Raw genomic sequence first — 12,563 nt, 5'->3', positions numbered from 1 at the left:
CTCTTTCTGCGATCAATCAAAGCAAAAAAAAACTTCGCTTTAGTGCGCCTGAAAAAGCCCTGGCAATCATCATTCGTAATGAGGACCTCTTTCAGTTACTTGTAAAGCAAGCTAGAGATAACTAATAAGCTGATTCTGTAGGGTGATTTTTAAGCTATATTTATAATGCAAATACACAAGGACCAAGAGTGTTGTAAGCGGTATTGGGCCACTTCTAAATACCAAATTTAAGGGAACTTCATGAAAAGGCTATTACACGGCGCAATAATTATTAGCGGCCTACTTTCGATAGTTGCTTGTACAAATCAGACATTACAGACCAAAAGCGCAAATGCACTCTCAACTGAACACAAAGCAGTTTCATCTTCACTAATTCCACGACAAGTTTTGCTTGGAAACCCAAGTCGCTATCAGGGAAGAATTAGCCCAGATGGTAATAAAATGAGTTTCAGAGCGCCGGTCGATGGCGTAATGAATCTCTGGGTTGCCGAACTCGGGGATATCGCCAACGCCAAGCCAATGACCCAAGATACAGGGCGCGGCATTCCCACTCATTTTTGGTCATTAGACAGTCGTCAGATTTTTTTCACTCAAGACAAAAATGGTGATGAAAACTGGCATCTCTATCGAATTGATATTGATAGTGGCGAGATAGCAGATTTAACGCCTTATGACGGGGTACAAGCCGCCCAAATGAAACAAAGCGAACATCATCAGGGTATAGTTATAGTAGGGATGAACGATCGCGATCCTAAGTGGCATGATATCTATAGCGTAAATGTGGCAACAGGTAAGCGTACGTTACTTGAGCAGAATGATGGCTATGGGTATTACGAGCTAGACAATGACTTAACGATACGCCTTGCGGTAAAGAGCGCTGCCGATGGCTCAAATCAAGTGTTTAGCAAATCGAATAATAAGTGGAGCCTGTGGTTTAGTATTCCATTTTCAGATGTACAAACCACCACAATTCTTGGCTTTGATAATGAAAATCGCGGTATATATATGCTCGATACCCGAGAGCGTAATACCGCAGCTCTTGTATATCTCCCAATAGGGCAAGATACGGTTGAAGTTATCGCCAGCGACGAAAAAGTAGATTTGTCTAATGTGTTATTTTCTCCTCGGAATCATCAACCTCTAGCGTATGCGTTAAATTATGTTCGGCCTGTCTGGTACGCTATTGACGAAACTTTTACCTCAAAGATCAGTCAATTAAACAGCCAACTTAGTGGCGCTTCCCAAGTGTTGGCACAAACATTAGATAACTCCCTCTGGACCGTATTTACCGATAACAGCAACCAGTCACCCGTTTACAAAGTATTTAATACCATAGAGGGCACATTAAACGATTTATTTATCACACAACCAGAAATCGACACTCTTCCATTATCAACTATGCACGGCGTGGTTATCCCTTCACGGGACAACTTAGACTTAGTGAGCTATTTGTCTTTGCCTTTGGCTTCTGACCCAAATCAAGACGGTATAGCTGAACATGCTTCTCCAATGGTATTACTGGTCCATGGCGGTCCTTGGGCGCGGGATGAATTTGGTTTTGGTGCTATGCCCCAATGGCTAAACAATCGAGGTTATAGCGTTTTACAAGTTAACTTTCGCGGCTCAACAGGGTTCGGTAAAGACTTTTTAAATGCTGGGAATAAGGAGTGGGCAGGCGCAATGCATGATGACTTGATCGATGCAAAAAATTGGGCGGTTTCCCGCGGTATAACAAAAACCGATGAAGTGGCTATTATGGGAGGAAGTTATGGTGGCTATGCCACATTGACCGGCCTGACATTTACACCTGAGGCCTTTAAATGCGGAGTAGACATTGTTGGCCCGTCCAACTTAGAGACCTTACTTAATTCTATTCCCCCTTACTGGGAGAGTTTTCGCCAAATATTTTACCAAGCCATTGGCGATCCTAACACTGAAGAAGGTCTAGCACTGTTAAAGTCACGCTCCCCTATCACTCATGTAGACAAAATCGTTAAACCCTTGCTTATTGGGCAAGGTGCAAACGACCCACGGGTGAAACAAGCAGAATCTGACCAAATTGTAGATGCAATGAAAGAGCGGGATATTCCAGTCACTTATGTACTTTACCCAGATGAAGGACATGGTTTTAATAAGCCGGAAAATAACCTTTCATTTTTTGCCGTTACTGAAGCCTTTTTGGGCGCTTGTTTGGGAGGCAGAATAGAGCCCATAGGCGATGATTTCAGCAACTCAAGCATAGAAGTCGTTCATGGTGCTGACTCCATACCCGGTTTAGCAGACCATTTATCCACAATAAATAACGACTAGGCCCTTTCACAAAAGAGGAGTCTTCGCTCCTCTTTTCATAAGCGCTTAATTTTACGTGCAAACTAACTAAGCTCAATACCAAAGTGAGCCATGACTTTTCCATATTGATGTAAATTTGTGCAATTTTTCTCTTGAACGAGATTCTCGTTTCGAATGACAGACACCACAAAATTCGCAATTGGTCATAATGACGACAAGCTTTGTACGACATTTCCTACAAAAGTGTAGGAAATGTGGGTTTTTTTTCGTGGTTTATATCTAGACTAAAGTCTAATGTTGTTGATTTATATGGTTTTTTCATTTTTAGATCATAGTAACTCCTTACTTTCTCCTTAATTTATTGTAATTCTGCCTAGCAGGAATTCTTGGTAGGGATATTATTAATGGCGTCACAGGGAAACACGATGAGTCAGGATGATTTTAAGGACAGCCTTGGACAACTTAAGGAAGAGAATCCCTCAACAGGAGTGAGGGGAGAGGGAAAAGCAGGAAGCATCACAGGGATGATAAGCGCACCGGACGTGCTGAAATGGAATTACCAAAGGGACAAGCAAGGAAAGCGTAAGCGATAAGGAATCGCAACAGGAAGTAGAAAGGATTTGGCGAAGGATCGTCATAAAAAGGAAAGATATAGGATATATCGTAAAGGAAAGCTTGGAAGGCTTAAGCAGGGATAGTTTGCGCAGGATGCGTAAGAGCAAGGCAGCTCAGGAACGAACGGACCGCTTATGGATTGAGCAAGTTGCACAGGATGTGTAATGTAGAAAGGATGAAAGGATAGGAACACCAGCTTTTGCTGGCAAGGAACAGCCTTAGGATGAGGCCCCCACGTGTAGGATAGGTGGGATGTTAAGGATAAATGGAAAGGGACTTACGCAAGGATGGGTAACTCGCACTGGAACACGCGAGAGAAGATGGAAAGGGGCGTATATGGATTTTAATCGGGAAGATTTTAGTCGCAAAGGAACGCAGAGAGGGAAACTCAAAATTCCAGGAAAAGGGGTAGCAGAGAGGCTACCCCTTTTTTTGCGTAATTTTTAGCGTTACCACTAAAAACGTCAATTTTGCTAGGTGTTAATTTTACTAGTCATCCAGTGTTGTTCGGCACCGTTATCTTGTTAATGACTATTTGTATAGCGGGTGGCACAAGCCTGATAAACTTAATTTACCCTATGGGGTGGCAAGGTAGTTCTAATAATATGTTTACCTACCAATTCAACTTCTCCGCTGTATCTGTCTTCCCCATTGCCTGAAAACTCAAACACAAAAATGTTATGCCAATCGGGCTTACTGTAGTTGAAGGTAATGCGGGTTTTGGCTCTGGCGATACTGAGCAGTTGCAGTTGATTGTTTTTACAATACTGGCGCAAGTAACTATCGGTAAATTCCGAAATACTTCGTATGCGCCAAAACTGAAAGGCGACAAAGCCCAAGCCTAACCATAACGTTAATTCAAGAAGCGTCATTCATTATCCCTTGGTTTGCGAGAACAAAGTACCAATTGCGCTGGCAAGTAAGTCACTGCGTTCTGGGGTTCTTAGTATGCCTAGCACTAATTCACGTAACTGGGGTACTTGAACAAGATCTGAGAAGAAGCCGCGGAATACTTCGCCATTGTAGTTTTCTTTGCTATCAACCTCGGCAACCGCTTCAAAAAATAGTAACAATAATTTCTCGTCCATTTGTTGAAAATGGCGTGCGGCAATAACACTTAATATATCCAAGCGATTCAATTTCTTAGCTTCAAAGTGCGAAACTAATTGCGTATAGATAGTGTCGTTTTTGGTTTCACAAGATAAACCACGTAGCGCAGCTAAACTCACTTCATCGCCGTCTAACACCGAAAGCATGCATTGGTTAAGTGGCTCGGATACGGTGGCAACTTCGGCCATTTCCATAAAAGCCCGTTGAAACGGTTCAGCAAAAAGCGAAAAGTTACTGAGCACACAGTCTTGCACTTCTTGCCCATTTTCCATGGTATCTAGCCGGGTAACTACATCCGCAATCCCTTGTAAGGGAATATTTTGCCAATCAGCCACCTGAGGCGCTTTTACATAGGCGATAACGTGTTGTGCGCTGGCGCTAATAGGCTGGTTCAGCTTTGCACGAACCAGTGCATTAAATTGCGCAAGTAATGACTGCGCAGGCACAAATGAATAGGGGTTATCTGGCAATGTATTGGCCGCTTCAGAGTCATCAGAAATTGATTGGCCTAGTGCATCAACGATAATTTGAAGGAAATGGTTTCGTGTAGCTGTAACAACCAACCCTTGCTCGTCCAGTGGTAATTTAATAAACCAAATATAGTGCTGGTTTGAGCTGTTCTTGTTCCAAAAAACGATGCCGAACCACGCATGTTGCTGGCGAGGGAAGGGCGCCACGGTTGAGCCATTTTCTATATCCAAAAACGCCTGATTGTCCAAAGCAGTGAGTCTTCGACCCATATCAAAAACAATATATTCTGTACCTGCATGCAATAAAAATTCGCTGATAGAGTTAATACTGTTTGCGTTCATTTCAGGCGTTCTCACTTCATAAAACTGATTTTAGGGCGCAAAGTTTAGCATATATTACCCGCCGACTGGCAAAGGCATTGTTCTTTTAAAGGCGCGAGCGGAATGCGTGCTGCCTCTGGTATACTGCCGCTCTGATTTACATGCCAAGCCGTTAACCCTGTTATGACGATGAAGTTGATAGAAGAATTCGAGCATCATTTAAATGCGCTAGAAGCTGCGCTGCGCCAAACGCAACGTTGGCCGAGCAAAGCACCTAGCGAAGCGCAATTAGCCAGTACTGCGCCTTTTTCTATTGATACCTTGTCTTTTTTCGAGTGGCTGGCCTATGTCTTTGTGCCTAAATGTCATCAGTTAATAGCAGTAGGCCAGTTACCAGGGAAGATGACAATTTCGCCTGCAGCGCACATGTATGCGCCAGACTGTCCCGACCCTATCCTAGTTCAGTTGCTTGCACTTGATAAACTGACCGAACGCAATAAGAAGTAAATTATGCCTGAAGAATTTCCTTTAACCCAATGTGAAACCCCAAGTAAAAATGCTGGCAGTACGAGTGAGCAACCATATCCACCGCTCAATATTTTATATCAAGATGAGCATATCGTGGCCATCGATAAACCGCCTGGCTTACTGGTGCACAGAAGTCCTATCGACAGGCATGAAACGCGTTTTGCGGTGCAGACCTTAAGGGATCAGCTTAACAAGCATGTATTCCCCGCCCACCGATTAGACAGACCTACATCTGGTGTACTCTTGTTTAGCTTCGACAGTAAAACGGCAGCGCAGCTTGGCCAGCAGTTGATGAATAAGCAGGTACAAAAACAGTATCACGCTATTGTGCGTGGCTACGTTAAACATTCAGGGCTTATCGATTATGCGCTCAAATATCGCTACGATAAAATTGCCGATAAACACAAGCGCCCGCAACAGGCACCGCAACAAGCTACAACGGTATACGAAAGTTTAGCGAACTATGAGCTACCTTTCGCCGTTGGCAAATATGAAACTGCCCGCTATTCGTTGGTAAAACTTTTGCCGTCCACAGGCCGTAAACATCAGTTACGCCGACATATGGTGCATATCAGACATCCTATACTGGGTGATACCACTCATGGGGACGGAAAACAGAACAAATTTTTGCAAACCCACTTTAGTTTTCAAAATTTGGCCTTAAGTTGTACGCAGATGGGTTTTTATCACCCGATAACTAAAAAGTGGCTATCGGTGTCTGTTAGAATGCATTCAGAAATGCAACGAGTGTTAAATGCGTGGCAAGAATACCAGGTTTAAGGTTTGGGCCACGAAAGTGTACTGCCTAACCGGGAACCCATACGATTTGAAAAGATGATGAGGAAGTAATGGCAACATTAAAAATTTTTGCAGGTACCGTGTATGGTAATGCGCAGCATGTAGCAGAGCAGGTTGAAGAAAATCTTGCAGAGCAAGGCGTAGATTGCGAGCTTGAGAGCGACCCTTCAGTAAGTGACTTTACCGATGCTGACGCTATCTTATTGATTACTTCTACGACTGGCCAAGGCGATGTTCCACCAAATTTAGAATTTGTCTTCTCTGACTTGAAAGACGAGTTCCCTTTGTTAAACGACAAGCCTTTCGCTGTTGCTGCGTTAGGTGACAGTAGTTATGGGGAAAGCTTTTGTGGTGCTGGTCGTCAATTCAACGAGTTGTTGTTAGAGCTGCAAGGCAAAGCGGTAGCCGATATGCTAGAAGTGGATGCCCTTGAAACCCTTGAACCTGAAGCCATGGTTATTGAGTGGGTAAACAGTATTAAAGCGCAGCTAGGCGTGTAACGCGTTTCGAATCAAATATCGAAAAACAAAAAAGGGCGCTAAGCGCCCTTTTTTAATGCAAAACGTTTAATACGTGAATACAGACTTATTCAACACCGCGTAGTAGGGCATTAATTCCTACTTTAGCACGGGTTTTAGCGTCTACTTTCTTCACGATAATGGCAGCGTATAGGCTGTATTTACCGTCTGGACTTGGCATGTTACCAGAAACCACTACTGAGCCCGCAGGTACGCGGCCATAATGTACTTCGCCGGTTTCACGATCATAAATACGGGTGCTTTGGCTAATGTAAACGCCCATTGAAATAACCGCGCCTTCTTCAACAATAACGCCTTCAACAATTTCAGAGCGTGCGCCAATAAAGCAGTTATCTTCAATGATAGTAGGGTTCGCTTGAAGTGGCTCTAAAACACCACCAATGCCTACGCCGCCAGATAAGTGAACGTTCTTACCGATTTGTGCGCAAGAACCCACCGTTGCCCATGTATCTACCATGGTGCCTTCATCAACGAATGCACCAATGTTTACGTACGAAGGCATAACAACCGCATTTTTACCCACGAAGGTACCAGTACGGACTGCAGCAGGAGGCACAATACGCGCGCCATCATTAGCAAATTGTTCAGCAGTATAGTTGCTGTATTTTAAAGGCACTTTGTCGTAGTAACGGCTTTCAGCGCCTTCAATAACGTCGTTGTTGTGTAGGCGGAAGAAAAGCAAAACGGCTTTCTTTAACCACTGATGAACAACCCATTCGCCCGCGATTTTTTCAGCTACACGCGCTTTACCGCTATTAAGCAATGCAATAGCATCGGCAACGGCTTGTTTCACTTCTGCAGAGGCAGAAGAAGGGCTAATGTTGTCGCGGTTTTCGAAGGCGTCTTCAATAATGGCTTTCAATTCATTCATGGTATCGTGATATCTTCAAGTTGATCGAGTTTAAACAAAATGCGCTTTTTCAAGCTCACTTGTTGTTCTTGGGTTAATGCTTTGCCAGCATCATTACTGACAATAAATATATCTTCTGCGCGCTCGCCGATAGTCGCAATTTTTGCCAGCTTTAAGGTGACATTGGTATCAACAAAAGCATGGCCAATTTTAGCCAAAATGCCGGGCGCGTCTAGTGCTTCTAACTCAACGAGTGTGGCTTCATCGCTCACACCGAAAAAGCGTACTTTAGTTGGCACGTCTAGCTGTTTCATTTGACGAGGTAGTTTACGCTTATTTTCGTGTGAACGGCCTGGTTTTTCAAGCTGAGTGCTAATCGCTTTTTCTAGCGATTGAATACGGGACTCAGATGTTAGCCTTGAACCATCATTTTCAAGCACCAACATACTGTCAAACACATAGCCATCGCGGGTTACGGTAACATGGGCATCGTGAATAGAGCAATTACGACTGTCTAATACGGAAGCTACTTGTGCAAATAAGGCTTTTCTATCTTTACCGAAAAGAAAAATTTCCGTGCCGCCTTTTGCACTGTTGTCATTGGCTTTAACTAAAAGCTGGTCGCTATCTGGTGTTAGCCAATCATCCTGAGCCTTAACGATTTCTTCGGTATGCCATGCAATTTGGGTGGGCTTGAATCGTACAAAATAGTCATCATCTAACCGCGCCCATAATCCATCAATCGATTCAGAGCTAACCCCGCGCTCGTGCAGAATTTGTTGCGCTTGATATTTGTGAGTGGTTACTCGCTCACTTAATGTTACTTGGCATTGTAACCCGTTATCTAATGCTTTTTGCGTCATTAAATAAAGTTCTCTGAGCAGAGATGCTTTCCAATCATTCCACAAATTATCGTTAGTTGCCCGAATGTCTGCAAGAGTAAGGGTATAAAGTAAATTTAAGTGGTTGTGGCTTCTTACCGCGCCAGCAAATTCACTGATAACGTCTGGGTCGTAAATGTCTCTGCGTTGTGCCACTACCGACATTAGCAGGTGGTTTTCCACTAGCCAGCTTATCATGGCCGCGTCGTTCGCCGGTACGTCATGCTGTTCACAGAACTTAGCCACATCAATCGCGCCTAGCGTTGAGTGGTCGCCGTTACGACCTTTAGCGATATCGTGAAATATAGCGGCAATATACAACACTTCTGGCTTGTCTAAATTACGACAGATGCGGCCGCAGCGTGGAAAATCTTTGTTCTCTTTCGAGAAAAAGTAATTCACGTGCTTTACTAAGCGGTGTGTATGTTCATCCACTGTATAGGCGTGAAACAAATCAAATTGCATCATCCCTACGATGGCATCCCACTCAGGTAAGTAAGCTTGTAGAATGCCGTACTGATGCATAATGTCCCAACCAAAATTAAAAAAGTCGGGTTGTTTAAGCAAGATCATGAGCTTTTCACGGCATGCGGGGCGCTCAACAAAGTAAGCATCCTCAAATGCACGATGTGCGTTTCTTATTTGGCGAATACAGGTGGTGCTTAAACCTTGAACTTCAGGGGTATTAGTGACCACATTTAAAAAGTCTAAAAGGGCTTCTGGCGAAGAAAATGCATTTTCATGGCGAGGCGAAATCATATTATCGAGTAATTCGAAATTGTCGTTAATAATCGCGGTACGCTGAACACTCTGATTAAGCATGTCATACTTGAACCGTTGCAAAAGCATTTGGTTCAATTCAGAAACTCGGGCAACGGTGCGGAAGAAATCACGCATCATTTTTTCAACTGAGCTTTTTCCTTCTTCTCCATACCCCAACATGGTGGCAACATCAGGTTGGTAATCAAAAAGAAGGCGGTTTTCACTTCGCCCTGCAACCAGATGTAAGGCACAACGCATTTTCCACAAATGCATTCTACAGGTAATTAATTCGCTGTGTTCTTGCTCGGTAAAGTAACCGTGACCTACAAGGTTCCAGCCGTCATATTCTTTAAAGTGTTTTTTTGCTACCCAACCAATAGACTGGATATCCCTTAAGCAGCCTGGGTTTTCTTTGATGTTAGGTTCCAGGTTGTAGGCTGTACCGTTAAATTTAGCGTGACGTCGCTTTTGTTCATCGTACTTGGCCGAGAAAAACGCTTTACTCGTCCAAGAATTTCGCCCATTAACTTCATCCCATAGCTTTTCAAAAATAGATTCGCTGCCACAAAGCAGTCGACTTTCCACTAGGTTAGTAGCAATGGAGATGTCATCTTTTGCTAGGCTGACGGTTTCTTTGATGGTACGCACCGACTGACCCACATCAAGCTTAATATCCCAAAGCAGCGTAATGAAGCGACTGACTTTTTCTTGGGTAGTAGGCTTAAGGGTTCGTTTGCTCACTATCAGTAAATCGATGTCAGAATAAGGTTGAAGGTGCCCCCGTCCATAGCCACCTACGGCACATAATGCTAATTCACTTTCATTGTCTAAACCATAGAGGTGCCACAAGTGACACAAAAGGGCATCAACAAATTGGGCACGCCCCGTGACAAGTTGGTTAACAGGAATACTATCGAATGACGCTTTTATCCATGCGTAGCTATCTTCCACACACGACTTGATGGCAACTAAGTCGTCAACCGACGTTATTTGATCAATATTTTTTATTAGGGATTGCAGCGTCAAATTACACCTTCTATGCGTACAGCTTTTTGAACACACCGAACCTTATCACGAAATGAAACGAAATCGCAGTGCCGATTAGTTGCATACTCAAGGTCTAATTGTGAATAAATATACAAAAATGTTATAGGTCTGCTGCGACTGTAGGATGTAATAAGAAGGCACTGTTTTCAAGACAGGCAAAATGATAGTTCAAAATAGCCAATGCATTAGCTAAAAAGAACAGCGCGTTAACTAGTATGCTGTCGCTTTTACAAAAAAGCTTTGGCGTTACAATCGTAGCCACTAATAGTAGCCACTAATAATAAAAAGGAAATAGAAAGGAATAAGAAAAGACGGTGTAATAGAGGCAGAAAACATATAGCAACCAAACAGGGTTTACGCTGCTATATGTTTAGATATCCGCTATAAAACACTAGGCAAAGAGGTGTTTGTCGAAACTGACCAATGATTTGTCAGTGTGCGAAAATTTAGCTGTGCGAAATGACGCGTGGAAGGTCTTCTTCGTCACGCAGGGTTAGTACTTCTACACCGTCTTCAGTAACAAGTAAGGTATGCTCCCACTGTGCACTTAAACTTCTGTCTTTCGTTACCACGGTCCACTGATCAGGAAGAATTTTCGAGTAACGCTTACCGGCATTCACCATAGGTTCAATGGTAAAGCACATGCCTGCTTCAAGTACATCGCCAGTGCCAGGCTTACCGTAATGCACAATTTGTGGCTCTTCATGGAAGCTAGCACCAATACCATGGCCGCAGTACTCGCGAACGATTGAATAGTTATGCGCTTCTGCGTGGGTTTGGCAAATATGACCAATATCACCCAGCGTCATGCCTGGTTTAACTTCTTTAATCGCTTTGTATAAACATTCTTGCGTAATGCGAGTTAGACGCTCAGCCAATATTGCAGGTTTACCTACTGTGAACATCTTTGAAGTATCGCCATGATAGCCATCTTTAATCACGGTGACATCGATATTGATAACATCACCATCTTTCAATTTTTTATCAGACGGAATGCCGTGGCAAATGCAATGGTTTACCGACGTACAAATTGATTTAGGAAAAGGCGGGTGACCATAGTTTAATGGCGCAGGTATAGCTTGCTGCTCATTAACAATATAATCATGGCATATCGTATTTAACTCATCTGTGGTCACACCCTTTTTCACATAGGGGCCAATCATAGTGAGTACATCGGCTGCTAGTTTTCCAGCAACGCGCATTTTTTCGATTTCTTCAGAGGTCTTAATAATAGCTGACACAGCGTCTCTCTATTCGTTTATTTAGGCCGTTACGCTACCGCTTGTAAAATAGGGCAGAGGTTAACGCGCAGAATATATCTATATATAGGTATATTTTAGCCATTAGGATTGAATGTGTATAGGGGCAGTCTTAAAGAATGCAAGTAATGGCTAAACTGGCAGTAAAACTTGAGTGGATACGCTTAATATGGTATAAAGCGCGCGCCCTGACGGAATGCCCTCAAAAGCACTTGGTCAAAAGGGTAAATTAAATTTAATTAAAACACACATATACCAACACTGCGTATCGGGGTGTTCTACTTATTTTATAGGTGGGATCGATACAATGGGTATATGGAGGCCTAACCCCGAGAGGAAATTAAAATGGCAAATGTTTCTATGCGTGACATGCTGAAAGCCGGTGTGCATTTCGGTCACCAAACTCGTTACTGGAACCCTAAGATGAAACCTTACATCTTTGGCGCACGTAACAAAGTTCATATCATCAACCTTGAAAAAACAGTTCCACTTTTCAACAACGCTCTTAACTACCTATCAAGCGTAGCATCTAAGAAAGGGAAAATCCTTTTCGTAGGTACTAAGCGCGCTGCTGGCGATGCGGTAAAAGATGCAGCTGTTAAATGTGACCAGTTTTACGTTAACAAGCGTTGGTTAGGTGGTATGTTGACTAACTGGAAAACAGTTCGTCAATCAATCAAGCGTTTGAAAGAACTTGAGCAGAAAAGCCAAGACGGTACTTTCGAAAAGCTGACCAAAAAAGAAGCCCTAATGCTTCAGCGTGAAATGGAAAAGCTTGAAAACAGCCTTGGCGGAATCAAAAACATGGGCGGCTTACCAGACGCTATCTTTGTTGTTGATGCAGACCACGAGCACATTGCTATCACAGAAGCACGTAACTTGGGTATCCCAGTAGTTGGTGTTGTGGATACTAACTCTAACCCAGATGGTGTTGATTACATCATTCCTGGTAACGACGATGCAATCCGCGCAGTTCAACTATACTTGGACGCCGCTGCTGACGCTGTAATCTCTGGTCGCGAAAGCAACCTAGAAGTACAAGCTGAGCAAGACGACTTCGTAGAAGCAGCAGAGTAATTCTGTTCGCTTTACTG

Annotated in this window: 11 protein-coding genes; 6 read left to right on the top strand and 5 right to left on the bottom strand. The window is 43.4% G+C overall.

Features of this window, described 5'->3' with window-relative positions:
* Positions 1–240 precede the first annotated feature (240 nt).
* Together R1T43_RS16185 and R1T43_RS16180 are read left to right on the top strand one after the other, a co-directional pair.
* The gene (locus tag R1T43_RS16185; RefSeq protein ID WP_317350358.1) at positions 241–2,310 is read left to right on the top strand and encodes a S9 family peptidase; all 2,070 of its coding nucleotides are present in this window, start codon (positions 241–243) and stop codon (positions 2,308–2,310) included.
* Positions 2,311–2,714: 404 nt separating this feature from the next.
* The gene (locus R1T43_RS16180) at positions 2,715–2,882 is read left to right on the top strand and encodes a hypothetical protein (RefSeq protein ID WP_317350357.1); all 168 of its coding nucleotides are present in this window, start codon (positions 2,715–2,717) and stop codon (positions 2,880–2,882) included.
* 588 nt (positions 2,883–3,470) lie between these two features.
* On the opposite strand, the gene R1T43_RS16175 is transcribed toward R1T43_RS16180, so the two are convergent.
* Both R1T43_RS16175 and R1T43_RS16170 read right to left on the bottom strand, forming a co-directional pair.
* Positions 3,471–3,776, bottom strand: coding sequence for a DUF3301 domain-containing protein (locus tag R1T43_RS16175; RefSeq protein WP_013785197.1), 306 nt, complete (start codon positions 3,774–3,776; stop codon positions 3,471–3,473).
* A 3-nt stretch (positions 3,777–3,779) separates the two neighbouring features.
* Entirely contained in the window at positions 3,780–4,826 is a 1,047-nt protein-coding gene (locus tag R1T43_RS16170) for a DUF3549 family protein (protein WP_317350356.1), read from the bottom strand.
* 162 nt (positions 4,827–4,988) lie between these two features.
* Between R1T43_RS16170 and R1T43_RS16165 the strand changes: the two genes are divergently transcribed.
* The 3 genes from R1T43_RS16165 (at position 4,989) to R1T43_RS16155 (ending at position 6,631) form a co-directional block, all read left to right on the top strand.
* A complete protein-coding gene (locus tag R1T43_RS16165) occupies positions 4,989–5,312 on the top strand; it encodes a YqcC family protein (protein ID WP_317350355.1) in 324 nt (107 codons plus the stop codon).
* A 3-nt stretch (positions 5,313–5,315) separates the two neighbouring features.
* Positions 5,316–6,113, top strand: coding sequence for a tRNA pseudouridine(65) synthase TruC (truC, locus tag R1T43_RS16160; RefSeq protein WP_317350354.1), 798 nt, complete (start codon positions 5,316–5,318; stop codon positions 6,111–6,113).
* Positions 6,114–6,181: 68 nt separating this feature from the next.
* Entirely contained in the window at positions 6,182–6,631 is a 450-nt protein-coding gene (locus R1T43_RS16155; protein WP_231518009.1) for a flavodoxin, read from the top strand.
* An 85-nt stretch (positions 6,632–6,716) separates the two neighbouring features.
* On the opposite strand, the gene dapD is transcribed toward R1T43_RS16155, so the two are convergent.
* The 3 genes from dapD to map all read right to left on the bottom strand — a co-directional run bounded on the left by dapD (position 6,717) and on the right by map (position 11,451).
* Positions 6,717–7,541, bottom strand: a complete 825-nt coding sequence (gene dapD, locus R1T43_RS16150; RefSeq protein WP_317350353.1) for a 2,3,4,5-tetrahydropyridine-2,6-dicarboxylate N-succinyltransferase — start codon at positions 7,539–7,541, stop codon at positions 6,717–6,719.
* Positions 7,538–10,189, bottom strand: a complete 2,652-nt coding sequence (gene glnD, locus R1T43_RS16145) for a [protein-PII] uridylyltransferase (protein WP_317350352.1) — start codon at positions 10,187–10,189, stop codon at positions 7,538–7,540. The genes dapD and glnD overlap by 4 nt, the downstream gene beginning before the upstream one ends.
* Positions 10,190–10,656: 467 nt before the next feature.
* Positions 10,657–11,451, bottom strand: a complete 795-nt coding sequence (map, locus tag R1T43_RS16140) for a type I methionyl aminopeptidase (RefSeq protein WP_211069718.1) — start codon at positions 11,449–11,451, stop codon at positions 10,657–10,659.
* A gap of 363 nt (positions 11,452–11,814) precedes the next feature.
* On the opposite strand from map, the gene rpsB reads away from it, so the two are divergent.
* Positions 11,815–12,546: a 30S ribosomal protein S2 gene (gene rpsB / locus R1T43_RS16135; RefSeq protein WP_211069717.1), complete on the top strand. Its 732-nt coding sequence runs from the start codon at positions 11,815–11,817 to the stop codon at positions 12,544–12,546.
* Positions 12,547–12,563 lie beyond the last annotated feature (17 nt).

The sequence above is a fragment of the Alteromonas sp. CI.11.F.A3 genome, from assembly GCF_032925565.1.
Classification (GTDB): domain Bacteria; phylum Pseudomonadota; class Gammaproteobacteria; order Enterobacterales; family Alteromonadaceae; genus Alteromonas.
The sequence above is the reverse complement of the archived record's forward strand: the minus strand, read 5'-3'. Positions and strand labels throughout refer to the sequence as shown.